Here is a 24,382-nt window from a genome sequence, read left to right as displayed (position 1 = left end):
TTCAGATTCTGTCCAGCATGCCGTCGAGCCAGGCGAAGAAGCCCTTGGCGCCGTCAGTGTTTTCAGCAAGCACTGCCGAGCCGGCGCTTGCGGCGAGTGGCTTGCGTGGACGCGGCGGCAGATATTTGTTGGTCGGGCGCGTGCCCTGCTCCGGCATCAGGTCGTAGCCGCCGCGCTCAGCCACCATGCGCGAGACATCCGAATTCGGATCGCCGAGGTCGCCATAATGCCGTGCATTGGCGGGGCATGTGCGCACGCAGGATGGCACGCGGTCGATTTCCTTCAGCGTCTCGTTGTAGACGCGGTCGACGCACAGCGTGCATTTCTTCATCACCCCCGCCGCGAGGTCCATCTCTCGCGCACCGTAAGCGCACGACCAGGCACACAAGCCGCATCCGATGCATTTGCTTTCGTCGACCAGCACGATGCCGTCTTCGGCGCGCTTGTAGGACGCACCTGTCGGGCAGACAGTGACGCAAGGAGCATCCTCGCAATGCAGGCATGACTTGGGGAAATGCACGATGCGAGCCTCCCCCGCCTCGCCGATCACCTGTCCGCCTTCCGGAACGACCTCGAAGGTGTGGATACGGTTGAGGAAGGTGCCGGAGACATCAGCTCCATAAGGGTCCCGATCCGACAGCGCCGCCCCATAGCCGCCGGTGTTCCATTCCTTGCAGCTGATGACGCACGCATGGCAACCGACGCAAACGTCGAGGTCGATCACCAGCCCGAGCTTCTTTGGTGTCGGCAAGGAAGGCAGGCTGGTCATTTCGCCCACTCCTGGCCGTAGCGCAGTTCTTCCGTATGCGGCCGCGCCTCACCCGGCTGCGCGATGGCCGAAAAATGCGGCTCGCTGACTTCAGCCGGTTCGGCCTTTTCGATACGTACACGCAGATCATACCAGGCAGCCTGGCCGGTGATGGGATCGGAGTTGGACCAGCGCATCCCGTCGCCCTTGGGTGGTAGAAGTTCGTGGATCAAGTGATTCATCAGGAAGCCTTTTTTGGCTTCGGGCGCATCCTTGTCGAGCGCCCAAGCGCCCTCGCGCTTGCCGATGGCGTTCCAGGTCCAGATCGTGCTCGAATTGACCGCCTCCATGCGCGCAATCTCGACCTTGATGCGCCCATGATGCGAGATCACCCAGACCCAGTCGCCATCGACGAGCCCGATCTCGTCGCAGATGGGACCCGGCACGTAGAGCGGGTTCTTGGTATGGATCTGCCTCAGCCAGGCGTTCATCGAGCCCCAGGAGTGGTACATCGCTGCTGGTCGCTGGGTGATGGCGTGATAGGGATATTCCTCGCGACTGACGGCTGCTTCCTCGAACGGCCGATACCACATCGGCAACGGGTCGAAGGTAGCGAGGATGCGTTCGCGATGCGTCTCGGGCGCCACCGGCTCGCGCAAACCTTCAGCCGAGAGCCGGAATTTCTGTAGCGTTTCCTGATAGAGCTGGAAGGTCACGGGCTTCGGCTCATCGAAGAAGCCCATACGCACCGCGAAATCCTGATAGGCCTTGTTGGCGTGCTTGAAGAACTGCGCTTCGAGCGGAATGTGCGCCGAAAAGAACGAGCCGTTCTCGATATATCGCTTGAGCTGGTCGGGGTTGATCGCCCCGCGCCCGGTACGGTCGCCATTGCTGCCACGGAAGCCAGCCAGCGGCCCGATGCCCGGACGCCGTTCGTGGCGTACGATATAGTCGGCATAGTCCTTGTAGAGCGCGTGGCCGCGGCTATCGACGAAACCGGGCAGCTTGAGCCGCGCGCCGAGATCAATCAGCACGCTCTGGAAGCCGCGCACGTCACGGTCGGGTTCGACCACAGGCCAGCGAATGGCATCCTGCACAGCGTCGGGCTCGGAAATCGGCCGGTCGAGCAAGGAGATGCAGTCGTGGCGCTCGAGATAGGTCGTGTCGGGCAGCACCAGGTCGGCATAGGCGACCATCTCGGAGGAATAGGCATCCGAGTAGATGATCTTGGGGATGCGGTATTCGCCGGTGGCCGGGTCCTTGTCCTCCAGCATCTTGATGACGCCCGCCGTGTTCATCGACGAGTTCCAGGCCATGTTGGCCATGTAGAGGAACATCAGGTCGATCGGGTACGGGTCGCCGGCATGCGCATTGGCGATCACCATGTGCATCAAACCATGGGCCGAGATCGGCGCATCCCAGGAGAACGCCTTGTCGATGCGCATCGGCCGACCTTCGGCATCGATCAACAGGTCTTCCGGTCCTCTGGGAAAGCCGAGATGCGGGCCCGAAAGCGGCTTGTTGGAACCAAAATGCTCGGCTTTGCCATGCGGCGTCGGATGCGCCTCGATAGGCTTTGGATAAGGCGGCTCGAATCGAAACGCGCCGGGACAGTCGACCGCGCCGATCAGAACCTGCAACATGTGCAAGGCGCGTGCCGTCTGGAATCCGTTGGAGTGGGCCGAAAGCCCGCGCATGGCATGGAAGGACACCGGCCGGCCGATAAACGCCTCATGGCGCTCGCCGTTCATGTCGGTCCATGGCTGGTCGATGCTGATCGCCTCGTCGAATGCGACACGCGCGATCTCGGCGGCCAGGCCACGGATGGTCTCGACCGACACGCCGGTCTCCTGGGCAACCGCCTCCGGCGCATATTGCGGGTCGAGATATTTTTCGGCGAGCAACTGGAATGACGGCACGGCGAAGCGGCCATCGGGCAGCTCGACGCGGCCCGAAAGTGCCGCCCGCGCGCCTTTGGTGCCGAGCGGCACGACATGCTCGGTCACGGTTTCGAAGATCTGCGGCTTGCCATTATCGTCGCGCACGAAAAGCCCATGCTCGGCGGTTCCAGGCGCATCGACAACCAGCCAGGTCGCGTTGGAATAGCGCACGATATAGTCGACATCGATCTTCCGCGCCTTGAGCAATTCACGCACCACCGCAAGGATCAACAGGCCGTCGGTGCCGGGGCGGATGCCGATCCAGTTGTCGGCGACGGACGAATAGCCGGTGCGCACTGGATTGACCGAAACGAAGCGCGCGCCGCGCTTCTTGAGCTTCGAAATGCCGATCTTGATCGGGTTGGAATCATGGTCCTCGGCAACGCCGAACATGACGAACAGCTTTGTCCGGTCCCAGTCGGGCGCACCGAACTCCCAGAAGGCCCCGCCGATGGTCATGATGCCGGCCGCTGCCATGTTGACCGAGCAGAAGCCGCCATGCGCGGCATAGTTCGGCGTGCCGAACTGCTGCGCCCAAAAGCCAGTCAGCGATTGCGACTGGTCGCGCCCGGTGAAGAAGGCAAGTTTTTTCGGATCTTCGTGCCGCACCCCGTCCAGCCAGCCGGTCGCGAGCGACAATGCCTCATCCCAGGAAATCTCCTTGAATTCGCCCGAACCGCGCGGACCGGTCCTGAGCAGCGGCGCTCGCAGCCGAGCCGGGGCGTAATGCTGCATGATGCCAGCCGAGCCCTTGGCGCACAAAACGCCGCGATTGACCGGATGGTCGCGATTACCTTCGATGTAGCGAATCTTGCCGTCCTTGATGTGGACGTCGATGCCGCAGCGACAGGCGCACATGTAGCAGGTGGTCTTGCGGACCTCGTCGGAAACGGGTTCCGAAAGCGCTACGTGTGGTTCTGACTTCATCCGGCGAACTCCCTGAGGATGAGTCCTACCGAGGCACCGCCTGAAAGGAAATGCCTTGAAATGGCAGTCTACGGCAAAATTTATCTATGCAGGGAAAAGAACTTGGTTCGGACGGCTAAGGTGCCGCCTAAAATAGAAAGACCGGGGAATCCCCACTCCCCGGTCTTTCCGATGCCCGTCACCCCGACTTAACTCCAGCTGGCAGCAGCAAATGCGGCGACCAAATCCAACGTCATGAAATTCCCTTCGACAAGCCTCTGCATATTAGCAGCCGCTTTCGTTGCGGGGTATGATTTGCAGCCCCGATTGCTGTTTGCGAAGCACGTTTCACGGCAGAGGTGAGACAATTGCGCAACAGAATTGCCGCTACGTCACCTAAACCGGATGCAAAAATGCGACCGCCACTCGTGCAGCTCAAAAGACGCCCGCCTAGTTAGTGACCACGATTCGCGTCTTGCTTGGCCCAACTTCCCTGACGAGCGCGTAGAATTCGGCGGCGTTCGCGACCTGAAGCCGTACGCAGCCATGCGATGCCGGGCGGCCAAGTTGCCTCACGAAACCTGTGCCGTGGATGGCGTAGCCGCCATTGTAGAAAACCGAATAGGGCATCGGCGAGTTTTCATACTTGCTTGAGTACCACATGAGGTTCAGGCGCTTGGGTCGCCAACTGCCGCGCGGGGTGACATAGCCCTTGCGCGCCGTCGACACGGACCACTGGTGAAGCACCCGCCCATCCATGCTGACGGTCATTGTCTGGGTCGAGATATTGATCTTGGCGACGAGAACATCGGCGAATGCCGGTTCGGCAAGTGCAGCCAAGGCCAAGGTGGCGGCGGCGAAGAGCGCTTTGGACATTTTCCCTACACTCCGCGATCCGGCATTTTATGCCGCTCAAGCTAAGATGAGACCCTGAAAAAGCTGTGCCGCCAGTAAATTGAACGTGTAAGCCGAACCGCAGCAGGCGGGCACTACCCAGGATGGAAACAACACCGTTTGCCGCCTTTCAGGTGGCCTAAACCAGCCTCCCGCATCGCCCACTGTGGCCCAGTTGACACGACAGGTATTGGGCATAGGCTCGCCCGTGCAGCTGGAGCCAGGTTCCATGGTGCTCCAGTCGGATAACGTGCGGCCACAGCGGACCGTTGCCCGGAGGATCTGAAAAATGCAACAATCCCAACATTTTAGCGGAATGAGCAGGCGGAACCTGCTGTCGTTGATCGGCCTGACGGCCGGCACAGCGGCGATGTATCAGGCAATGACCAGTCTCGGCCTCGCGGTTGAGTCAGGCTACAAGGGACCGGTCAAGCTGGAGGGCGATCCGAAGGGCGCCACCGTGTTGATTTTGGGTGCGGGCCTGGCCGGCATGACTGCAGCACTTGAGCTTCGCCAAGTCGGATACAAGGTAAAGATCCTCGAATACAACAAGCGTTCAGGCGGGCGAAACTGGACCTTGCGCGGCGGCGACACCTATACCGAGCTTGGTGGCGCGACGCAGAAATGCGAGTTCGACGAAGGCCTCTACATCAATCCCGGCCCCTGGCGCATCCCCTACCACCACAACGGGCTTCTGGCCTATTGCAAGCGCCTTGGGGTCAAACTGGAGCCATTCCAGCAGCTCAATCACAATGCCTTCCTGCATTCTTCCAAGGCGTTCGGCGGCAAGCCGCAGCGCGTCCGCGACATCAAGATCGATTTCCAGGGCCATATCTCCGAACTGCTCGCCAAGGTCGCGCATACCGGTAAGCTCGAAGGCGGCGTGACCAAGGAAGACCAAGAGATGCTGGTCGAAGCACTGCGCTCGTGGGGCGCGCTCGACAAGGACTACGCCTACACCAAGAGCATAGCGACCTCCGAATTCCGCGGCTTTGCCAAGGACCCCGGCGGCGGCCTGGGCGCGGCGCCAATTCCGAGCGATCCTATTGCCCTGACTGACATATTGAACTCGCGCCTATGGGGCAGCCTCGCTAACTTTGCTCTCTACGAGTTCCAGACGACCATGTTCCAGCCGGTCGGCGGCATCGACATGATCGGCAAGGCCTTCACCAAGGAAGTCGGCGACCTCATCACCTACAACTCCAAGGTCTCCAAGATCCATCAGGACGAAAAGGGCGTCACCGTCACCTACGAGGACGTAACCAAACCCGGCGCGATGAAGGAAGAGAAAGCCGACTGGTGCATCTGCACCATTCCGCTCACCATTCTCAGCCAGATCGAAATCAATGTCGGCGCCCCGATGCAGGCGGCGATCGAAGCGGTGCCCTACGCCTCGTCGGTCAAGGTCGGCCTTCAGTTCAAGCGCCGTTTCTGGGAACAGGACGAACTGATCTTCGGCGGCGTCAGCTACACCGACCTGCCGATTGCCCAGATTTCATATCCGAGCACCAGCTTCAACACTGACGGCAAGGGGGTGCTGCTCGGCGCCTACACCTGGAACGGTCCGCACTCCTACGAATTCACTTCGATGGCGCCGGAGGAACGCGTCAAGCGTGCCGTCGAATATGGCTCGCAGATCCATCCGCAATACAAGGATGAGTTCGAAAACGGCATCTCCATGGCCTGGCACCGCTCGCCCTTCACGCTCGGCTGCGCCGGCGACTGGACCGATGAGGCGCGCAAGGAGCATTACGACAATCTCTGCCAGATCGATGGACGCATCGTGCTTGCCGGCGAGCACGCCTCCTACATTCCGGCGTGGATGGAGGGCGCGATCCTGTCGTCGCTCGATGCGATCACCAGGCTGCATCAACGCGTCGTGGCGGGATGACGGTTATGTCCGTTCATCCCTCAACTCTCGTTTTCGCAAGGATGTCGACATGACCCAGCAATCCAAGCGCTCACTCGGCCTTCTGGCCGCCACCGCCTTCTTCACCGCCTTCACCGCTGCGGGGGCCCTTGCCGATTCGGCGGGTGTCACCTTCAGCGCCGGCGACAACTTCACGGAAAAAACCGGCCAGGAACTCTATGCCAACGTCTGCCAGGCCTGTCACATGGACAAGGGGCAAGGCGCGGTTGGTGCCGGCAAGTATCCGGCACTGGCCAAGAACGAGAACCTGGAATCCGGCGGTTATCCCATTTATGTCATCGTGCATGGTCAAAAAGGCATGCCGCCCGTCGGCAGCATGATGAGCGACGACCAGGTCGCTGCGGTGGTCAATTATGTCAGGACCAATTTCGGCAACGAATACAAGGATACCGTGACGGCCGAAGAGGTCGCCGCCGCCCGCTGACACATCACCGCCGAAGTTGAATGGCGATGATGTGCGAATTCAACAGGTTGGAGCGATTGTTCTGACGACCGGGGCGGCCGGTGGACTTGGCCGGCTGCTCCAATTCCATGCGGCAATGAAGGAGTAAAAGATGACAAAGATGCGGATCGGCGCCGCCACGCTTGTGGCCGGATTTTTCCTCACCGGCAGCGCGATGGCTCAGGACGTCATACGCCACAAGATTCCGAATTCCGATTTCCCGATCGCCCAGGCAGTCGAAGTGCCGGCTGGCAAGACGACAGTCTATGTCAGCGGCGCCGTGCCTTCGGTCGTCGATGAAAAGGCCGAAAAGGGCAGCCTTGCCGCCTATGGCAACACCAAGGCCCAGACGGAAACGGTGTTCAAGTCGATCGAAAAGACGCTCGAGGGTCTCGGCCTCAAGATGGGCGACGTGATCAAGATGCAGGTCTTCCTTGTTGGCGATCCCGAAAAGGGCGGCAAGATGGATTTCGGCGGCTTCATGGAAGGCTACACCCAGTTCTTCGGCACCAAGGAACAGCCCAACCTGCCGTCGCGTTCGGTTATGCAGGTTGCCGGCCTTGCTGCTCCTGGCTGGCTTGTCGAAATCGAAGTCACCGCCGTTCGCCCCTGAGCGGAACGGTTTGCGCAGGCAGCTCGATACCGTGCAGTCTGCGCGCTCGACACGGCTGAGCGGATGCGTAAGACTGGCTGTCGATCCGACCACAATTGAATCGTGTCGACCGCATGTATGACAAGCTTTTCAAGATCATAGACGACCGGCGTGACGAACTGGCAGAACTGACGGCGGAGCTGATCCGCTTTCCGACCATCAATCCGCCGGGGGATGCCTATCGCCCCTGCGCCGAATTCCTCGGCAACCGCCTGGCCAAACGCGGTTTTGAGATCGAATACATCCGCGCCGAGGGCACGCCTGGCGACACGGACCGTTTCCCCCGTATCAATGTCGTCGCTCGCTTTGACGGCAGATCTCGCGGCCAGACGGTGCATTTCAACTCCCACATCGACGTTGTGGAGGCTGGCGAAGGCTGGTCTGTCGATCCGTTTGCGGGCGTCATCCGCGACGGTCGCGTCTATGGCCGCGGCGCCTGCGACATGAAGGGCGGGCTCGCCGCCTCGATCATCGCAGCCGAAGCCTTCATGGACGTGAACCCGGACTTTCCCGGCGCCATCGAGATATCAGGCACCGTCGACGAGGAGTCAGGCGGTTTCGGCGGCGTCGCCTATCTCGCCGGTAAGGGCTATTTCTCAAAGCCCAAGGTCGACCACGTCATCATCCCCGAACCGCTCAACAAGGACCGCATCTGCCTTGGCCATCGTGGCGTCTGGTGGGCCGAGATCGAGACCAAGGGCGAAATCGCCCACGGCTCGATGCCCTTCCTTGGCGATTGCGCGGTGCGCCACATGGGCGCGGTGCTGGAAGCCTTCGAGCGAGAGCTGTTTCCCGCGCTCGACCGCAAGACGACACGCATGCCCGTCGTGCCTGAAGGCGCGAGGCGATCGACGATGAACATCAATTCGATCCATGGTGGCCAGACCGACGACTTCCGCCCCGGCCTGCCCTCGCCCAATGTGCCCGATTCGTGCCGGCTGACCATCGATCGCCGCTTCCTGCTTGAAGAAGACATCACTGAGGTGAAGGGCGAGGTCACCAGCATTCTCGAGCGCCTGAAACGCGAGCGCAAGAAATTCGACTACGAGATCCGCGACATCATGGAGGTGCAGCCGCTGATGACCGAGCGCGACGCGCCGGTGGCGTCGGCCGTCGCCAAGGGCATCCGCGAGATTTTCGGCAAGGAGCCGGAATATGTCATCTCGCCCGGCACCTACGACCAGAAGCATGTCGCCCGTATCGGCCATTTGTACGATTGCATCGCCTATGGCCCCGGTATTCTCGACCTCGCTCACCGACCCGATGAATGGGTCGGCATCGACGACATGGTGCAATCGGCAAAGGTCATGGCCATCGGCCTCGACATATTGCTTCGTAGCCAGTTCAACGGCTGAGTGGGCAAGCAACACTGGTCCGTTCGACCAAGAAATTCATTTCGGCAGCGCTGCTGCGATTGCAACAAACTTGATTTACTCGGCCGGAAAATCGCGCTTCTATCCGGCCGTCGAAGTTGAGCGGGGGAGATTTGAGCATGAAGCATTGGAAAACCATCGTGGCAGCCGCAGCGTTTGCCCTGGCATCCAGCACCGCCGCCATGGCCGCCCGCACCGATCTGGTGCTGGGCATGCCGCTGGAACCACCTCACCTCGACCCGACAGCAGGTGCCGCCGCTGCCATCGACGAAGTGCTCTACGCCAACGTATTTGAAGGCCTGACCCGGATCGGCTCGCGCGGCGAAGTGTTGCCCGACCTCGCTGAAAGCTGGACCATTTCCGACGACGGCAAGACCTATACGTTCAAGTTGCACACCGGCGTAAAGTTCCACGACGGGACCGACTTCGACGCTTCGGACGTGCAATTCTCGCTCAACCGCGCGCGCGGCGAAAACTCGGTCAATGCGCAAAAGGGCCTGTTTGCGGCGATCGACACCGTGGAAGTCGTCGACCCGTCCACTGTAAAGGTGACCCTCAAAAACCCGCTCGGCTCGTTCCTGTACAATCTCGGCTGGGGCGACGCGGTGATCGTGGCGCCGGAGACCGCCGACACCAACAAGGAAAAGCCCATCGGCACCGGCCCGTTCAAGTTCCAGAACTGGGCCAAAGGCTCGTCGATCACGCTGGTCAAGGCGGAAGGCTATTGGGGCGATCCTATCGCGCTTGAAAAAGCCGAGTTCCGCATCATCCCGGATGCGGCCGCAGCGATCCCTGCTTTGCTATCCGGCGATGTGCAAGCGCTGCCCAACTTCGCACTCGGCGACGCGCTCGCTCAGGTCAAGGCCGACCCGCGCTTCAAGGTCGTCATCGGCACGACCGAAGGCGAGACCTTGCTCGCCACCAACAACAAGCGCCCGCCCTTCGACAATATCAAGGTACGTCAGGCGATCGCGCACGCTATCGACCGCAAGGCGCTCATCGATGGCGCGACGGGCGGCCTTGGCACGCCCATCGGTTCGCACTTCGCGCCCCACAATCCGGCCTATGTCGACCTGACCGGCACCTATCCGCATGACATCGCCAAGGCCAAGGAACTGCTCAAGGAGGCGGGTCTCCCTGACGGCTTCAAGGCGACGCTGAAACTTCCGCCGGTCGGCTATGCTCGCCAGGGTGGCGAGATCATTGCTTCGCAACTGCGCGAGATCGGCATCGACTTGCAGATCATTCCGGTCGAATGGGCCGATTGGCTCAAGCAGGTTTTCACCGACAAGGACTACGACCTGTCCATCGTCTCGCACACCGAGCCCAACGACATCGATATCTATGCCCGCAAGGACTACTACTTCAACTACGACAACCCGGCCTTCAACAAGGTGATCGACGAGCTCAATCTGACCTCAGACGAGGCCAAGCGTACGGAGCTTTACAAGCAGGCGCAGAAGATTCTCGCTGACGACGCCGTCAACGGCTTCCTGTTCGAACTGCCCAAGGTCGGCATCTGGGACGCCAAGATCGAGGGTCTGTGGGAAAATTCGCCGATCCAGGCCAACGATCTGACCAAAGTTAAGTGGGTCGATTGACGATAGTTCTGTGAACTGCGCCGCTCCGCGACTCCCGCGAGCTTTCGGAGCGGCATTTTCTCGGGCAGTTTGCGATCGATGACGGCCTATTTGCTCAAACGCCTGCTGATCGGAATAGCGACCCTCGTCGTCGCTTCGGTCGTGGTGTTTTTGATGCTCGAAGTCGTGCCGGGCGATCCCGCACGGCTGATGCTGGGCATGAACGCCAGTGACGCTCAGGTCGAACTCCTGCGCAACCAGATGGGACTCAACGAGCCGCTCATCCTGCGCTATTTCAACTGGGCCGGTGGGTTGCTGTCACTCGATTTCGGCAAGTCATACACCTATTCGGTGCCGGTGATCGACCTGATCAAGGAGCGCCTCGTCGTCTCCTTTCCGCTCGCTATCATTGCGCTCACGCTATCCACGCTGATCGCCATTCCGGTCGGGCTGTTTGCCGCCGCACGTCGCGGCAAGGCAGCCGATACCGCTGCCATGGCCGTGGCACAGGTTGGCGTTGCCATGCCCAACTTCTGGTTCGCGCTGCTGCTCGTCTATGTCTTCGCCGTCTGGCTCAGGCTGGTGCCGGCCGGCGGCTTTCCAGGCTGGAGCAACGGGATCTGGCCGGCGCTTAAGGCGCTGATCCTGCCGGCATTGGCCCTTGCCTTGCCGCAGGCGGCCATTCTCGCGCGCGTCACGCGTGCCGCGCTGATCGAGGTCTTGGGCGAAGACTACATCCGCACCGCCCGCGCCAAGGGCATGCCGATGCGCGCGGTACTGTGGAGGCATGCCTTGCGCAACGCCATGATCCCTGTGCTGACCATCATGGGGCTGCAATTCGCCTTTCTGCTCGCCGGCACCATCATCATCGAAAACGTCTTCTACCTGCCCGGCCTCGGACGGCTTGTCTTCCAGGCGATCACCCAACGCGACCTGATCGTGGTTGAAAGCGTGGTGATGCTGCTCGTGGCAGCCGTGGTCGTGGTCAACCTGATCGTCGATCTTTCCTATGCGGTGGTCGACCCGCGCCTGAGGGCGCGGTTATGAGCGGGACTGCGCCACACAGCGAAGAGAGCTTCGTCGGCCGAGCGCTAACCAACCGCTCCTTCGTCATCGGACTGCTTTTCACCTTGGTCGTTGCCGCCATGGCGCTGGTGTCATTCTTCTGGACACCCTTCGACGTCACCAGGCTGATCGTCGCCGACCGGATGCAACCACCATCCTCCACACACTGGTTTGGCACTGACCATTTCGGCCGCGATGTGATGTCGATGATCATGCTCGGCGCGCGCAACTCGATTGCCGTGGCTCTGGTCGCGGTCGTCATCGGCATGGGCATCGGCGTGCCCCTCGGCTGCTGGGCTGCGGCGCGCGGCGGGTGGGTCGACGAAGCGGTGATGCGCTTCAACGACCTCGTCTTCGCCTTCCCTGCATTGTTGTCGGCGATCATGATCACGGCGGTCTTCGGCCCCAGCGCCATCAACGCCATCATCGCCATCGGCATCTTCAATATTCCGGTCTTTGCCCGTGTCGCCCGTGCCGGTGCATTGTCGATCTGGCCACGCGAATACATTCTGGCCGCGCGTGCGGCCGGCAAGAACAAGACCCGCATCACCATCGAGCATATCCTTCCCAACATCGCCAACCTGCTGCTCGTCCAAGGCACCATCCAGTTCGCGCTCGGCATCCTTGCCGAAGCGGCTCTGTCCTATGTCGGGCTCGGCACGCAGCCGCCAATGCCAAGCTGGGGGCGCATGCTGTTCGACGCACAGACGCTGATGATGGTCGCCCCCTGGCTCGCCCTCTTCCCCGGCTGCGCCATCCTGCTCACAGTTCTTGGCCTCAACCTGCTTGGCGACGGCATCTCCGACATCCTCGATCCGCGGGCGAGGCGCCGGATATGAGCCTGCTTACGATCGAGAAACTGTCGCTCAAGATCGGCAGTCTGCCGATCCTTCGGGACATAGACCTGTCGATTGCGCCGGGCGAGGTCATGGGCCTGGTCGGCGAGTCAGGCTCCGGCAAGTCGATGACCGCACTTGCCATCATGCAGCTTGCACCCGCCTCGGCGCGGGCCAAGGGCCGCATCACATTCGACGGCAACGACATCCTCAGTGCGTCCGAAAAGCAGATGTGCGCGCTGCGGGGCGACGATATCGGAATGATCTTCCAGGAGCCGATGACCGCGCTGAACCCGGTCAAGACCATCGGCGAGCAGGTGGCCGAGGGTATCCGCTGGCACACCAGGGCAAGCCGCGCCGAAGCGGAGCAGCGCGCCAGGAAAATACTCGACCGCGTTGGCCTGCCTGAGCAGAAATTCGCGCTCTCGCGCTACCCACACGAGCTGTCAGGTGGCCAACGCCAGCGTGTGGCGATCGCCATTGCCTGCGCGCTGAAGCCCAAGCTTCTGATCGCCGATGAGCCGACCACCGCACTCGACGTGGTGCTGCAGGCGCAGATCCTCGACTTGCTGAAAGAACTGGTCAGCGAAAACAGGATGAGCCTGCTGTTCATCTCGCACGACCTTGCCGTGGTGACCGAGATGGCCGACAGGATCACCATCCTGCGCCAAGGTACGGTCATAGCGACCGGTGAGACCGCGCGTACGCTGTCGGAAGCTACCCATCCCTACACGCGCCAGCTCGCTCTTGCTTCAACCCACGTGCCGGCACGGGTGAAGCCGCATGTCGACGATGTGGGCACCGAAAACCTGCTTGAGGTGTCCAACATCACGCGTGACTATCCAGGCCGGCGCAGGTCGCTGTTTTCCAAGCCAGAACCGGTCCGTGCGGTCGACAATGTCTCGCTGACAATGAAGCCGGGGGCGTCAATGGCGCTTGTCGGGCGCTCCGGCTGCGGCAAATCCACCCTCGCCCGCATGATCCTGGCATTGGACACGCCGAGTTCGGGCACAATCAAGTTCCGTGGCATGAACATCACCGGGCGCAGCGAGGCCGACCTGAAGCCAGCCCGCCGCAACATGCAGGTGGTGTTCCAGGATCCCTACGCCTCATTTGATCCGCGACATACGGTGGAGCGGCTGGTCGCCGAGCCCCTTCATTTGCTGGAACGGCGCCCCGACGCCAAGGAGCGCCGCAACATGGTGGCGCGCGCGCTGCATGAAGTTGGCCTCAGCCGGGCCGACATGGAGAAGTATCCGCACGAATTCTCCGGCGGCCAGCGCCAGCGCCTGTCCATCGCCCGCGCGATCATCACCCGGCCCAAGCTGGTCGTTGCCGATGAACCAGTGTCGGCCCTCGACGTGTCGATCCGCGCCCAGATCCTCGACCTGTTCGCCGAACTCAACCAGAAGCTGGGTGTCGCCTATCTGTTCATCACCCACGATCTGACTGTCGCCCGCGCCATCACCGACGACGTGCTGGTCATGCACGAAGGCCGGATTGTCGAACGCGGCAAGACAGCCCAGGTGCTCGACCAGCCGTCGTCTGAAGCCGCACAAGCGCTGGTGTCAGCCGCGCCCGACCTGCACCGGGCAATTGCCCGGCGGCTGCAGGAGCAAGGGTGAGCCGCCGGTTCGCGTAGCGAATTCATCGTGCCAGTGGCACGATGAAAGGCCAGCGAACGCCGGGACGATGCGAAGCATCGGGGACCCGGCCGGCCAACGCTGAAAAGGTCTACGGTGCCGGCTTCACCACATCGACGGGGCTGATGCCAAGCAGATCAAGCGTTCGGCGCAAGAGCTTGACCTCGTTTTCCGCCAGATGGGCGTCGGCCTTGGCGATATCGGCCATGTGGCGCGCGAGCTGCTTGCGCCGCTCAATATCCAGGTCGTGAAACATCGCAATCGCCTGCGAGCCGTTGGTCTCGTAACCGAACTCGTTGAGATATTCGACAACCGCATCAACACTGCCCTCGCCGATACCGAACGCTTCGGTACAGATCCGGCGAAAGACAGCCATCTCGCTCTCGCTCGCAACGCCGTCAGCCAGGATCATGCGAAACAGCAGCAGAAGCTCCGCCGACAGCACCGGATCGTCAGCGACCTTGCGCACGCCGGGGTCGCCCTCGAACATGTTGCGAATCTGGGCCAGCAATCCTGTCGCCATGCGAATCCCTTCCGTCGAGCTGCTTGCTGCTTCGATATAGAACAAAGTTGGCCGAAAAACACTTGGCCCAACGGCTAAGCTGCGGCTGATCCGGCGACGCTATTGCGCAAGCCTGTTCGCTGTGATCGAAGGCGGCTCCCTCCAGCGCGAAGCTTGGCGCCGATGTTCGACATTGCCACCGAAACACTCCTGTTCCTGATAGCTGCTGCGTTTATCGCCGGCTTCATCGATTCCATCGCCGGTGGTGGCGGGCTGATCACCATTCCTGCGCTGCTGCTGGCCGGTCTTCCGCCAGTGGAAGCGCTCGGAACAAACAAGCTGCAATCGCTGTTTGGCTCGGGCTCGGCCACCATCAGCTACGCCGCCAAGGGGCATGTCGACCTCAAGAAGCAACTGCCCTCCGCCGCCATGTCCTGCATCGGCTCTGTGTTCGGCGCCTTGCTGGCAACCGTCCTGCCTATCGAAATCCTGCGCACGTTCTTGCCTTTCCTGCTGATCGCGATCGCATTGTATTTCGCGTTCAAGCCGAACATGGACGACGTCAACCGCACTGAACGGCTGTCGCCTTTCCTTATCGGGATGACGGTGGTGCCGCTGATCGGCTTCTATGACGGCGTATTTGGGCCTGGCACCGGCTCGTTCTTCATGCTCGCCCTGGTCACTTTGGCCGGCTATGGCGTGCTCAAGGCTACGGCACATACCAAGCTGCTGAACTTTGCCTCCAACATCGGTGCATTTGGCGTCTTCGCGCTGATCGGCGCCATGGCCTGGAAGATCGGCATCGTAATGGGCATCGCCCAGTTTCTCGGCGCCCGGCTCGGTGCCCACATGGCGATGCGCAACGGCGCCAAGCTGATCAAGCCGCTCCTGGTCTGCACCTGCGTGGCACTTGCCATCCGCCTGCTCATCGACCCGACCAACCCGCTGCGGGTAATGATGGGCTTCTGAGCCGGTTTTGACCGCCATTCGCTGCGCTGGTAACGTCTGATTGCCTCAGCGGAGCCAGGACAATGGCAAGCGGCCAACTTTCTGCGGAAACATCGGCTGATCTCGCAGCGCAGTTCGAGATGGTGCGGCGCGCACCGTCAGCGTTGCTCGCTGGCATGGTCACCGATCTCATCGGCTTTCGCGAACTTGTTCCCGTCTACAGCCGTCAGACTGAAGCCGCTTCGCTGACCGTCCCTCTGGTCATCAGCTTTGGCGAGCCGTTCGCCATTGGCTTGAGCCGCGCGCCCGGCGACAACGACCGTTTCGCAAGTTTCGCCGCAGGCCTTCATGCCGGTCCGGTGACCATCGATTCCTTTGGCAGATCCTCCTGCGTCCAGGTCAATTTCACCCCACTTGGCGCCCGCCGCTTCTTCGGAATGCCTATGAGCGAGCTGGCCGATTGCATGGTGCCGTTCGACGAGCTGCTTGGCGCCCCAGGCCACCGATTGCGCGAAAGGCTCGGCGAGCAAACTAACTGGCACAAACGCCTGGATATTGCCGAGAACTTCATCGCCGAGCGCATGATGAACACGGCTTCCTCATCGGCCGAAGTCGGATGGGCACTTGAAAAAATTGTAGCGAGCGGCGGCCGCATCCGCATTGCGACCATGGCCACGGAGATCGGCTGGAGCCGCAAGCATCTCGCAGCCCGTTTCGCTGACCAGACCGGCCTGGGTCCCAAGGCGGTCGCGCGCATCGTCAGGTTCAATCGCACCGCAAGCCTTGCAAAGCAGGCCAGCCGCACAGGCTGGGCCGATCTTGCAGCTGAATGCGGTTATGCCGATCAGGCGCATCTCGTTCGCGAGTTTCGCGAGCTCGCAGGCGCTACGCCGACGGGGCTTCGCCTCGGCTGAGCCGGTAACATTTGTTCAATACGGCCAAACGGCACTCAGCCACTGTGGGCTATCGTTCGACGCTGCAAAGGAGGTGCCAGATGCCCACGCTCGAAGCTCCACGCATATTCCCGACACTGCGCTACAACAACGCCGCGAACATGATCGACTGGTTGAACGAGGCATTCGGCTTTTCCGTCCATGCCAAATACATGAACGGTGCTGACGTCGGCCATGCCGAACTCGCCTTGGGTGCGTCGCTGATCATGATCGGCTCGTCGCGGCCCGACGATTATGGCGCGATCGTCGGGGAACCCGGTCAAAACGGCGGCAAGTCGCTCTATGTGGCCGTCGAAGACGTCGATGCCGTCCACGCCCGCGCCAAAAATGCAGGCGCCCAAATCGTCCAGCAACTCACCGACCGCGACTATGGCAGCCGCGAGTTCGTCTGCCGCGACCCCGAGGGCAATGTCTGGTGCTTCGGCACCTACTGGCCAAAGGCTGGCGAACCGGCCGCCTGACCGGAGTCAGCGCGCGGCGGCGAAAATCGCGTCGCAGTCGAGATGGCGCTCAAGATGATCGGCGATCTCGTCCAGAGCGCGCTCGACTTCGGCGCGATAGTCGATGCCGCCGCCCCTGATGCCAAGGCTTTCGAGGAAACGTCCACGAAAGCCGTCGGCACCGAACAGGCCGTGCATGTAGGTACCAAACACTTTGCCGTCTGCCGAAGTCGCGCCGTCATCGACGCCATTGATGACAGCGGTGGGCCTGACGCAATCGCTCCCCGTCGTCCGGCCAAGATGGATTTCATAGCCCGACAGAGACTCGCCATAGCGCACCGACCGCGCCTCGACATTGCGGACCGTCTTTTCCGGCTCCATCACCGTCTCGACATCAAGCATGCCGAGGCCCTCGGCCTCCTCGACGTTACCCTCGATGCCCAGCGGGTCATGCACGACACGACCTAGCATCTGGTAACCGCCGCAGATGCCGACGATATGGCCTCCGCGCCGGCGATGCGCCTCGAGATCGCGGTCCCAGCCGTTTTCACGGAACAGCACCAGGTCACCGATTGTCGACTTTGACCCCGGGATGACCACAAGCCCGGCATCATCAGGCAGTCGTTGCCCAGGTGGAACGAACACCACCTCGACCTGAGGTTCGGCGCCCAGCGGGTCGAGATCGTCGAAATTGGCGATCCGCCCGAGCATTGGCACTGCCACCTTGAGCGCCCGTTTCTCGCCTCCGGCCAGCCGTTCGAGGATGACCGAATCTTCCGACGGTAGAAGTGCCGCCGCCTTGAGCCACGGCACGACGCCAAAGCAGCGCCAGCCGGTGAAGCGTTCGATGGCGGTGATACCCTCGTCGAACAGGCTGGCGTCACCACGGAACTTGTTGATGAGGTAGCCGACGATCATGCGCCGGTCTCCTTCCGGCAGGATCAAGTGCGTGCCGGCAACCGATGCGATCACCCCACCCCGATCGATGTCGCCGACGAGAATGACCGGCACGTCCGTCCGCGTGGCAAAGCCCATATTAGCGATATCGCGCGGGCGCAGGTTGATCTCGGCCGGCGAGCCTGCACCTTCAACGATGATGAGATCGGCACCCTCGCCCAGCTTGGCCCATGAATCGAGCACCGCTCCCATCAGCTTGGGCTTCAACTCCTGATAGTCGCGCGCCTTGGCGTGGCCAAAGACCTTGCCCTGCACCACCACCTGGCTGCCGATGTCGCTTTGCGGCTTGAGCAGTACCGGGTTCATGTGGATCGATGGCTTCACGCCACAGGCAATCGCCTGCAGCCACTGCGCCCGGCCAATCTCGCCGCCGCCCGCCTCGCCCGGAATGTCGGCGACAGCTGCATTGTTGGACATGTTTTGCGGCTTGAACGGCCTGACTTGCAGTCCGCGATTGCGCGCAGCGCGGCACAGCCCCGCCACCAGCACGGTCTTGCCGACATCGGAGCCTGTGCCCTGGAGCATGATCGCCTTGGCCATGGTTCAGCCCCTTTCGCCGATGATCGTCCCGGTCACGGTCGATTTCGCCGCCAACGGTCCGCCACGCCAGAGATAGAGCGCGAGCAGCGGCTCGCCGCCGGTTCGCATGGCGTGATTGACGTTGGAAGCGTGGTGGATCACCTCGCCGCCCCGCCTTTCGCGAAAAGGCGCGTCGCCCATGCGCCATTCAGTGCCGCCGGTCAGCGGGATGTAGACCTCTTCAGCGACATGGTGGTGGTCGGGATATTCGATGCCGGGGCCGAGAACGAGAAACCCGGCAGCTACTTTGTCGTTCATGTAGTGCCCGCGCGTGCCGAACAGCTCGACCCAGCCGTAATTATCGAGGAAATGCTGGCCAAAATCCGCAGCCGTGTAGGTCTGGCCCCAACAGAGTTCGTCGCGTCGTTCCGCAAGCAGCCTCGCCAGCGGACGAAGCTCGGCAGGTGCCAGCTCAATGCTACGGTCGAGAAGACGCGAACATTTGATAACGTTTGGCTCCAGTGTCCGCACAGGCATCGCCCAGTCGATATCGCCGAGAAATTCACCTACAGGTGAGACCGAACCGGCCATCTGGAGATAGCTCCTGAAGGCTTCCAGCAGCTCATCAAATTTTGTCGCCACGTCGCTTCTCGCCCATGCATTTACGCACAGCCGCTCTGTTGAAGGTCGGGTTGCGCGGCTGCATCATTGGTCTAGATTGAACGCCGCGCATAGCCAAAAAAACGACAGGGAGGCCGACATGGACGCCGCAATCGATGCGACTGCCGGTCAATTCGAACTCAACGAAGACCAGCTGGCCATTCGCGAAATGGCGGGCAGTTTCGCCGCCGAACGCGTGGCACCTCATGCGCTCGAATGGGACAAAGCCAAGCACTTTCCCGATGACGTGATCCGCGAGACCGGCCCGCTCGGATTCGGCGGGCTCTACGTCAAGGAAGACGTCGGCGGCTCCGCTCTTACTCGCCTCGACGCCGTGCTCGTCTTCGAGCAGCTGTCGCAGGCCTGCCCGGGTTTCTCGTCGTTCATCTCGATTCACAACATGGTGGCATCGATGATCGATCGCTTCGGCAACGCCGAGCAGCGCCAGCGCTTCCTGCCCAAGCTCACCTCGATGGACTGGCTGGCCAGCTATTGCCTGACTGAGCCGGGCTCGGGCTCGGATGCGGCAGCGCTGCGTACCCGCGCCGTGCTGGACGGCGACCACTATGTCGTCAACGGCGCCAAGCAGTTCATTTCAGGCGCTGGCGACAGCGACATCTATGCCGTCATGGTGCGTACCGGGGCAGACGGCCCTAAGGGCATCTCGACGCTGGTCGTACCCAAGGACACGCCCGGCCTGTCCTTCGGCGCCAACGAACACAAGATGGGCTGGCACATGCAGTCGACGCGGCAGGTGATCTTCACCGATTGCCGCGTGCCGGTCGAAAACCGCCTTTCCGACGAAGGTGCCGGCTTTGGCATCGCCATGGCCGGCCTCGACGGCGGCCGCCTCAACATCGCCGCCTGCTCGCTTGGCGGTGCGCAAGCAGCACTCGACAAGGCGCTTGCCTACACCGCCGAACGCAAGGCATTCGGCCAGACCATCGACCGTTTCCAGGCACTGCAGTTCCGCCTCGCCGACATGGAAACCGAGCTGCAGGCCTCACGCCTGTTCCTCTATGCGGCGGCCTCGAAACTCGACCACAAGGCCCATGACGCCTCCAAATGGTCGGCCATGGCCAAGCGCCTTGTCACCGACACCGGCTTCAACGTCGCCAACGAGGCGCTGCAACTGCTCGGCGGCTACGGTTATCTGCACGACTACGGCATCGAGAAGCTGGTGCGCGACCTGCGTGTCCACCAGATCCTCGAAGGCACCAACGAGATCATGCGCGTCATCATCGCGCGGCATATGATCGGAAGGCAGTGAGGATTGGGGCAGTAGGGGAATAAGGCAGTAGGGCAGTAAAATAACAACAAGCCGCATACATGGCGCGCTTGCAGACACCTTCCCAGCCTACTGCCCTACTGCCCTACTGCCCTACTCCCTTGTTGCCCTACTCCCCTAACACCCGATCCACCCACCGGAGGAACATCAATCATGACCACAGTCGCCTTCATTGGTCTGGGCAACATGGGCAACCCCATGGCCGCCAACCTCGTCAAGGCCGGCCACGCGGTGCATGGCTTCGACCTGATGCCCGAGCATCTTGAAACAGCGCGCGGCAATGGCGTCACCGTCATGGCCAATGCCGTGGCAGCAGCCAAGGACGCCGACGTGGTGATCACCATGCTGCCGGCCGGCAAGCATGTGCTTTCGGTCTATGAGGACATCGCGCCGAAGCTGAAAAAGGGCGCGCTGCTGATCGATTCCTCGACCATCGACGTCGATTCGGCGCGTAAGGCACATGCCATCGCCGCCAAGCATGGCCTGTTGTCGGTCGATGCGCCGGTATCAGGCGGCACCGGGGGTGCGGCGGCCGGCACGCTGACCTTCATGGCGGGCGGCGCACAGGCAGCTTTCGACAAGGCCGAGCCAGTGCTCCAGCCGATGGCGGGACGCATCGTCCATTGCGGCGACGCCGGAGCGGGCCAGGCCGCCAAAATCTGCAACAACATGATTCTTGGCATCTCGATGATTGGGGTCGCCGAGGCGTTCGTGCTCGCCGAAAAGCTCGGCCTGTCGCACCAGGCCCTATTCGACGTGGCTTCGACCTCGTCAGGCCAATGCTGGTCGCTGACGTCCTATTGCCCGGTGCCGGGCCCCGTCCCCAATTCGCCGGCCAATCGCGACTATCAGCCGGGCTTTGCCGCAGCCCTCATGCTCAAGGACCTCAAGCTGTCGCAGGAAGCAGCGCAGCAGGCAGGGGCAGTCACCCCGCTCGGCGCCGAGGCAACCCAGCTCTATGCGCTCTATTCGGCACTCGGCAATGGCGGCGCCGATTTCTCCGGCATCATCAAGTTCCTGCGCGGCGAACCGGCCTGATCATTCCAAAAAAGTTCAAAATTTAGGTTTGATTAAGCTCTCGCTAACCACGCGGTAACGATGTCCAGCTAAAACGGTTTGCAAGGGCGGTCTTCGCAGCCGCCCCGGGCTCCGGATCAGGTCTTGCGTACCGGAGCAGTAACCTTCGCTGGTCAAGCGTCGCGAAGGGCCATGCGTTCAAGTGGCAAAGCCGCGTTCCCGTTTCGGGGCGCGGTTTTTGCGTTCAGCCCTTGATTACGTGTCGGACTTACTCGCCAGTCGACGGAAATTTGCCCTCACGCGCTTGCTCGCAGGCCGCATCGCTGCGGCTACCGATTTCTGCGCCGCAACACCGTTGAACACCGAGGGCGTGCGGCCTGACAGCACTTCGGGCCAGAACTGCATGGCCGATTGGAAATACGACATCTGTGCTGCAACGACGCCTTCGGCCATCGCCGCCGTCTTTTCGGTGACGGCAGCCAAGGTTTCGCCACTCAGCATGCCACCCTTGCCTGCTTCAGTGGCCATCATCGGCAAACGCATCGCGATGACCATGGGCGCCAGCATCAGATTACCGGCAACAGCGGTGGTTTGGCGCGAGGCGCGCATCAGACGACGGTTCTTCATTTGGCTTGCTCCAGCGGGCCTTGCCAGACCGGCGAAGGCTGTCTCTGACAACAGCCTCAATCATTGTGCAGTGCACAATACGCCTCCAGCCTGTCATGAACAAGCTGAAACGGCTCAGTCGTTTGGCGGTCTACGAACCGAACGACATCTCATAGGTTGCCCAAGCCATGACGGGCGTCATGTGAAATGGGCAGGCTATTAGCCTGCCCAGCTTATTCATTTTGTCCGGCAGCGACCCGTCTTGGTCGTTTCCTTGTCGCCGTCGTCATAGGCTATGCCAACTTTCTCGCCGGCCAACGAAGCGATCGTGCCTTTGTACCACTCACCGGCGCCCTTGAAATTGCACTCGACTTTGGTACCGATCTTCCAATCGTAGGGGCGAACCTTGCTGAGGCTGGTCGTTTCACGCTCATTGTCGTCGTATCGAACGGTGATCTTGTCGCCTTGCACCTTTTCGATGACCCCAGCGAACCAATAGCCAGAACCCTTGTAGTTTCCGAGAACCCAATCGCCGGTTGTCTGCGCGCTCGCGGTGCCAAGCGTGGTGGCGAAAATGGCACCTGCGGCCAACAGAACAGAAAAATGCTTCATCAAAATATCACCTTGGGATGCAACCCATAACCAGCCCCCAATTGAACTGGGTAAGAACACATATTCGAGCTAATATGAATGCACGATGAAGTACTTCACCGGGCGCCGAAAGCTGGAGCAGCGATAGCCGAACGCTGATCCGACGAATTTCCGGATCAGTCGTGGCGGCGCACCGGTTCGGTCACATCCACCTATTCGATCAAAGGCACGATTGATGTGCCGTTCATCATCCCGCCTCCGGCAAACAAACCGGACAGGAACATGCCCTGCCCGGCTGTTTCATGTTCAGGCTTTCCGCAGGTCGGCTTCGGCGAGATCGAGAGCCTTGAGAATGCGGTCGAAAGCCATGTCGATGGTGGCGCGGGTCCAGATCAGCGGCGGCGACAGGATCATCGAATCGCCGGTCGCGCGCATCATCATGCCGTTGGCGATGGCGTGGTCGCGCACAACAACTGCAGCACTGCCTCCGGGCGAGAAACGTTCCTTGGTCGCCTTGTCCTTGACGATCTCGATCGCGCCCATCAGGCCGACGGAACGCACTTCGCCAACCAGATCGTGGCCGGCGATGCGCTCCTTCAGCATCTTGGCGAAATAGGGACCCGTGTCGGTCTTCACCCGCTCAACCAGGCCTTCGCGCTCGATGATCTCAAGGTTCTTGAGCGCCACCGCACAGGCCACCGGGTGACCCGAATAGGTGTAGCCGTGATAGAATTCACCGCCCTTTTCGACCAGCGTGTTGGCGATCCGGTCACCCACCAGAAGCGCCGACAGCGGCTGGTAGCCCGAGGTCAGCGCCTTGGCGGTGGTGATCGTGTCGGCTTCGATGCCAAAAGTCTGGGCCGCGAACCATTGGCCGGTGCGGCCATATCCGGTGATGACTTCGTCGAGCATCAACAGCACGTCGTATTTGCGGCAGATGCGCTGCACCTCGGGCCAGTAGCTCACAGGTGGGATCTTCACGCCGCCGGCGCCCATGATCGGCTCGCCGATGAAGGCCGCGACGTTTTCAGCACCTGCCTCAAGGATCGCGTCCTCGACGGCCTTGGCGGCGCGCAGGCCAAAATCGTGGTCGCTTTCACCGGGCAATGCCAGCTCATAGGCATATGGCATCATGACATGGACGATGTTCGGAACCGCACCTCCTAGCTGGTGATGCATGCCATCCATGCCACCGAGCGACGTGCCGGCGACCGTCGAGCCGTGATAGGCCATCTGGCGCGAGATGATGCGGTTTTTCTGCGGCTTGCCTTCGAGCGCCCAGTAGTGGCGAACCAACCGAAGTGCCGTATCGTTCGATTCCGAACCTGACGAACCGTAGAACACCTGGTTGATGTTCTTGGGCGCGAGTTCGGCGAGTTTCTTCGACAGCAGCACCGGGGTCGGCGTCGAGCATTTGAAGAAGGAGTTGTAGTAAGGCAGCTCCTTCATCTGGGCGTAAGCCGCCTCGGCAAGCTCGGTGCGGCCATAGCCGACATTGACGCACCATAGCCCGGCCATTCCATCGAGCAGCTCGCCACCTTCTGAATCGTAGATGAAGGGCCCTTCAGCGCGCGTGATCATGCGCGAGCCGATTTCGCGCAGTTCCTTGTGGTCGGTGAAGGGGTGGAGATGGTGCGCGGCATCGATCTGCTGAAGCTGCTTCAGCGAATAATTCTGATAAGTCATTGGGTTGTGCCTCTCTCTTGAATCAATCCGGCAAGTGCCGGGGCGGATTCGAGATCAGGCGGGCGGCGAATAGCCGATGCGCGCGCACAGCCGCATAAGCTCGGTATGCCGCGTCCGTGGGGACGGCGTCGAAACCGCGCTGGGCAACGGGATATGGGCAACAAATGCGCACATGAGGACACTTTAACCCGGCGTTTTACGAATCC

Annotated in this window: 22 protein-coding genes; 13 read left to right on the top strand and 9 right to left on the bottom strand. The window is 61.4% G+C overall.

Annotation, left to right across the window (positions count from 1 at the left end):
• Position 1: 1 nt before the first annotated feature.
• The 3 genes from AC1DLV_RS16000 to AC1DLV_RS15990 form a co-directional block, all read right to left on the bottom strand.
• Complete coding sequence (locus AC1DLV_RS16000) at positions 2-769, bottom strand: 4Fe-4S dicluster domain-containing protein (protein WP_476800951.1); 768 nt, start codon at positions 767-769, stop codon at positions 2-4.
• Positions 766-3,615: a molybdopterin oxidoreductase family protein gene (locus AC1DLV_RS15995; RefSeq protein WP_476836186.1), complete on the bottom strand. Its 2,850-nt coding sequence runs from the start codon at positions 3,613-3,615 to the stop codon at positions 766-768. The genes AC1DLV_RS16000 and AC1DLV_RS15995 overlap by 4 nt, the downstream gene beginning before the upstream one ends.
• A gap of 429 nt (positions 3,616-4,044) precedes the next feature.
• Positions 4,045-4,470 (bottom strand): L,D-transpeptidase, encoded by a 426-nt coding sequence (locus tag AC1DLV_RS15990; protein ID WP_476800953.1) that lies wholly within the window; start codon positions 4,468-4,470, stop codon positions 4,045-4,047.
• A 334-nt stretch (positions 4,471-4,804) separates the two neighbouring features.
• Between AC1DLV_RS15990 and AC1DLV_RS15985 the strand changes: the two genes are divergently transcribed.
• From AC1DLV_RS15985 to AC1DLV_RS15950, 8 genes are all read left to right on the top strand, one after another.
• The gene (locus AC1DLV_RS15985) at positions 4,805-6,379 is read left to right on the top strand and encodes a flavin monoamine oxidase family protein (protein WP_476800954.1); all 1,575 of its coding nucleotides are present in this window, start codon (positions 4,805-4,807) and stop codon (positions 6,377-6,379) included.
• Between the two features lie 49 nt (positions 6,380-6,428).
• Entirely contained in the window at positions 6,429-6,842 is a 414-nt protein-coding gene (locus AC1DLV_RS15980; RefSeq protein ID WP_476800955.1) for a c-type cytochrome, read from the top strand.
• 130 nt (positions 6,843-6,972) lie between these two features.
• Entirely contained in the window at positions 6,973-7,473 is a 501-nt protein-coding gene (locus AC1DLV_RS15975; RefSeq protein ID WP_476800956.1) for a RidA family protein, read from the top strand.
• A 113-nt stretch (positions 7,474-7,586) separates the two neighbouring features.
• Positions 7,587-8,867: an acetylornithine deacetylase/succinyl-diaminopimelate desuccinylase family protein gene (locus AC1DLV_RS15970; RefSeq protein ID WP_476800957.1), complete on the top strand. Its 1,281-nt coding sequence runs from the start codon at positions 7,587-7,589 to the stop codon at positions 8,865-8,867.
• A 137-nt stretch (positions 8,868-9,004) separates the two neighbouring features.
• Complete coding sequence (locus AC1DLV_RS15965; protein WP_476800958.1) at positions 9,005-10,486, top strand: ABC transporter substrate-binding protein; 1,482 nt, start codon at positions 9,005-9,007, stop codon at positions 10,484-10,486.
• A gap of 78 nt (positions 10,487-10,564) precedes the next feature.
• On the top strand, positions 10,565-11,512 hold the full coding sequence (locus AC1DLV_RS15960) for an ABC transporter permease (protein WP_476836185.1): 948 nt from the start codon (positions 10,565-10,567) through the stop codon (positions 11,510-11,512).
• On the top strand, positions 11,509-12,369 hold the full coding sequence (locus AC1DLV_RS15955) for an ABC transporter permease (RefSeq protein WP_476800960.1): 861 nt from the start codon (positions 11,509-11,511) through the stop codon (positions 12,367-12,369). The genes AC1DLV_RS15960 and AC1DLV_RS15955 overlap by 4 nt, the downstream gene beginning before the upstream one ends.
• Positions 12,366-13,991: an ABC transporter ATP-binding protein gene (locus tag AC1DLV_RS15950; RefSeq protein ID WP_476800961.1), complete on the top strand. Its 1,626-nt coding sequence runs from the start codon at positions 12,366-12,368 to the stop codon at positions 13,989-13,991. Before AC1DLV_RS15955 ends, AC1DLV_RS15950 begins: the two co-directional genes overlap by 4 nt.
• Before the next feature lie 109 nt (positions 13,992-14,100).
• On the opposite strand, the gene AC1DLV_RS15945 is transcribed toward AC1DLV_RS15950, so the two are convergent.
• Positions 14,101-14,532, bottom strand: a complete 432-nt coding sequence (locus tag AC1DLV_RS15945; protein WP_476800962.1) for a tellurite resistance TerB family protein — start codon at positions 14,530-14,532, stop codon at positions 14,101-14,103.
• 162 nt (positions 14,533-14,694) lie between these two features.
• Here AC1DLV_RS15945 and AC1DLV_RS15940 point away from each other — a divergent pair, with 162 nt between their 5' ends.
• The 3 genes from AC1DLV_RS15940 (at position 14,695) to AC1DLV_RS15930 (ending at position 16,873) form a co-directional block, all read left to right on the top strand.
• A complete protein-coding gene (locus AC1DLV_RS15940; RefSeq protein ID WP_476800963.1) occupies positions 14,695-15,480 on the top strand; it encodes a TSUP family transporter in 786 nt (261 codons plus the stop codon).
• Between the two features lie 62 nt (positions 15,481-15,542).
• Entirely contained in the window at positions 15,543-16,373 is an 831-nt protein-coding gene (locus AC1DLV_RS15935) for a helix-turn-helix domain-containing protein (RefSeq protein WP_476800964.1), read from the top strand.
• Positions 16,374-16,453: 80 nt separating this feature from the next.
• Entirely contained in the window at positions 16,454-16,873 is a 420-nt protein-coding gene (locus tag AC1DLV_RS15930) for a VOC family protein (RefSeq protein ID WP_476800965.1), read from the top strand.
• A 6-nt stretch (positions 16,874-16,879) separates the two neighbouring features.
• Here the strand turns inward: AC1DLV_RS15930 and AC1DLV_RS15925 are convergent, their stop codons facing one another.
• Together AC1DLV_RS15925 and AC1DLV_RS15920 are read right to left on the bottom strand one after the other, a co-directional pair.
• A complete protein-coding gene (locus AC1DLV_RS15925; RefSeq protein ID WP_476800966.1) occupies positions 16,880-18,349 on the bottom strand; it encodes a cobyric acid synthase in 1,470 nt (489 codons plus the stop codon).
• A 3-nt stretch (positions 18,350-18,352) separates the two neighbouring features.
• Positions 18,353-18,970: a dimethylsulfonioproprionate lyase family protein gene (locus tag AC1DLV_RS15920; protein ID WP_476800967.1), complete on the bottom strand. Its 618-nt coding sequence runs from the start codon at positions 18,968-18,970 to the stop codon at positions 18,353-18,355.
• A 118-nt stretch (positions 18,971-19,088) separates the two neighbouring features.
• Between AC1DLV_RS15920 and AC1DLV_RS15915 the strand changes: the two genes are divergently transcribed.
• The gene (locus tag AC1DLV_RS15915) at positions 19,089-20,258 is read left to right on the top strand and encodes an isobutyryl-CoA dehydrogenase (protein ID WP_476800968.1); all 1,170 of its coding nucleotides are present in this window, start codon (positions 19,089-19,091) and stop codon (positions 20,256-20,258) included.
• A 171-nt stretch (positions 20,259-20,429) separates the two neighbouring features.
• The gene (gene mmsB / locus AC1DLV_RS15910) at positions 20,430-21,314 is read left to right on the top strand and encodes a 3-hydroxyisobutyrate dehydrogenase (RefSeq protein ID WP_476800969.1); all 885 of its coding nucleotides are present in this window, start codon (positions 20,430-20,432) and stop codon (positions 21,312-21,314) included.
• Between the two features lie 234 nt (positions 21,315-21,548).
• Here mmsB and AC1DLV_RS15905 read toward each other — a convergent pair whose 3' ends face one another.
• The 3 genes from AC1DLV_RS15905 to AC1DLV_RS15895 all read right to left on the bottom strand — a co-directional run bounded on the left by AC1DLV_RS15905 (position 21,549) and on the right by AC1DLV_RS15895 (position 24,176).
• Complete coding sequence (locus AC1DLV_RS15905; RefSeq protein ID WP_476800970.1) at positions 21,549-21,920, bottom strand: hypothetical protein; 372 nt, start codon at positions 21,918-21,920, stop codon at positions 21,549-21,551.
• A 216-nt stretch (positions 21,921-22,136) separates the two neighbouring features.
• Positions 22,137-22,511 carry a tudor domain-containing protein gene (locus AC1DLV_RS15900; RefSeq protein WP_476800971.1) on the bottom strand — a complete coding sequence of 125 codons (375 nt, stop codon included), beginning with the start codon at positions 22,509-22,511 and terminating at the stop codon, positions 22,137-22,139.
• Between the two features lie 285 nt (positions 22,512-22,796).
• Positions 22,797-24,176, bottom strand: a complete 1,380-nt coding sequence (locus tag AC1DLV_RS15895; protein WP_476800972.1) for an aspartate aminotransferase family protein — start codon at positions 24,174-24,176, stop codon at positions 22,797-22,799.
• Positions 24,177-24,382 lie beyond the last annotated feature (206 nt).

This window comes from Aminobacter sp. 01T433, from assembly GCF_056398585.1.
Note: the sequence above shows the minus strand (reverse complement) of the source record. Positions and strands in the feature narration are given on the sequence as shown.

What these genes read in the sequence shown, in the direction of transcription:
- AC1DLV_RS16000 (WP_476800951.1), bottom strand. Translation starts at nt 769, where the DNA reads ATGACCAGCCTGCCTTCCTTGCCGACACCAAAGAAGCTCGGGCTGGTG.
- AC1DLV_RS15995 (WP_476836186.1), bottom strand. Translation starts at nt 3,615, where the DNA reads ATGAAGTCAGAACCACACGTAGCGCTTTCGGAACCCGTTTCCGACGAG.
- AC1DLV_RS15990 (WP_476800953.1), bottom strand. Translation starts at nt 4,470, where the DNA reads ATGTCCAAAGCGCTCTTCGCCGCCGCCACCTTGGCCTTGGCTGCACTT.
- AC1DLV_RS15985 (WP_476800954.1), top strand. Translation starts at nt 4,805, where the DNA reads ATGAGCAGGCGGAACCTGCTGTCGTTGATCGGCCTGACGGCCGGCACA.
- AC1DLV_RS15980 (WP_476800955.1), top strand. Translation starts at nt 6,429, where the DNA reads ATGACCCAGCAATCCAAGCGCTCACTCGGCCTTCTGGCCGCCACCGCC.
- AC1DLV_RS15975 (WP_476800956.1), top strand. Translation starts at nt 6,973, where the DNA reads ATGACAAAGATGCGGATCGGCGCCGCCACGCTTGTGGCCGGATTTTTC.
- AC1DLV_RS15970 (WP_476800957.1), top strand. Translation starts at nt 7,587, where the DNA reads ATGTATGACAAGCTTTTCAAGATCATAGACGACCGGCGTGACGAACTG.
- AC1DLV_RS15965 (WP_476800958.1), top strand. Translation starts at nt 9,005, where the DNA reads ATGAAGCATTGGAAAACCATCGTGGCAGCCGCAGCGTTTGCCCTGGCA.
- AC1DLV_RS15960 (WP_476836185.1), top strand. Translation starts at nt 10,565, where the DNA reads ATGACGGCCTATTTGCTCAAACGCCTGCTGATCGGAATAGCGACCCTC.
- AC1DLV_RS15955 (WP_476800960.1), top strand. Translation starts at nt 11,509, where the DNA reads ATGAGCGGGACTGCGCCACACAGCGAAGAGAGCTTCGTCGGCCGAGCG.
- AC1DLV_RS15950 (WP_476800961.1), top strand. Translation starts at nt 12,366, where the DNA reads ATGAGCCTGCTTACGATCGAGAAACTGTCGCTCAAGATCGGCAGTCTG.
- AC1DLV_RS15945 (WP_476800962.1), bottom strand. Translation starts at nt 14,532, where the DNA reads ATGGCGACAGGATTGCTGGCCCAGATTCGCAACATGTTCGAGGGCGAC.
- AC1DLV_RS15940 (WP_476800963.1), top strand. Translation starts at nt 14,695, where the DNA reads ATGTTCGACATTGCCACCGAAACACTCCTGTTCCTGATAGCTGCTGCG.
- AC1DLV_RS15935 (WP_476800964.1), top strand. Translation starts at nt 15,543, where the DNA reads ATGGCAAGCGGCCAACTTTCTGCGGAAACATCGGCTGATCTCGCAGCG.
- AC1DLV_RS15930 (WP_476800965.1), top strand. Translation starts at nt 16,454, where the DNA reads ATGCCCACGCTCGAAGCTCCACGCATATTCCCGACACTGCGCTACAAC.
- AC1DLV_RS15925 (WP_476800966.1), bottom strand. Translation starts at nt 18,349, where the DNA reads ATGGCCAAGGCGATCATGCTCCAGGGCACAGGCTCCGATGTCGGCAAG.
- AC1DLV_RS15915 (WP_476800968.1), top strand. Translation starts at nt 19,089, where the DNA reads ATGGACGCCGCAATCGATGCGACTGCCGGTCAATTCGAACTCAACGAA.
- mmsB (WP_476800969.1), top strand. Translation starts at nt 20,430, where the DNA reads ATGACCACAGTCGCCTTCATTGGTCTGGGCAACATGGGCAACCCCATG.
- AC1DLV_RS15905 (WP_476800970.1), bottom strand. Translation starts at nt 21,920, where the DNA reads ATGAAGAACCGTCGTCTGATGCGCGCCTCGCGCCAAACCACCGCTGTT.
- AC1DLV_RS15900 (WP_476800971.1), bottom strand. Translation starts at nt 22,511, where the DNA reads ATGAAGCATTTTTCTGTTCTGTTGGCCGCAGGTGCCATTTTCGCCACC.
- AC1DLV_RS15895 (WP_476800972.1), bottom strand. Translation starts at nt 24,176, where the DNA reads ATGACTTATCAGAATTATTCGCTGAAGCAGCTTCAGCAGATCGATGCC.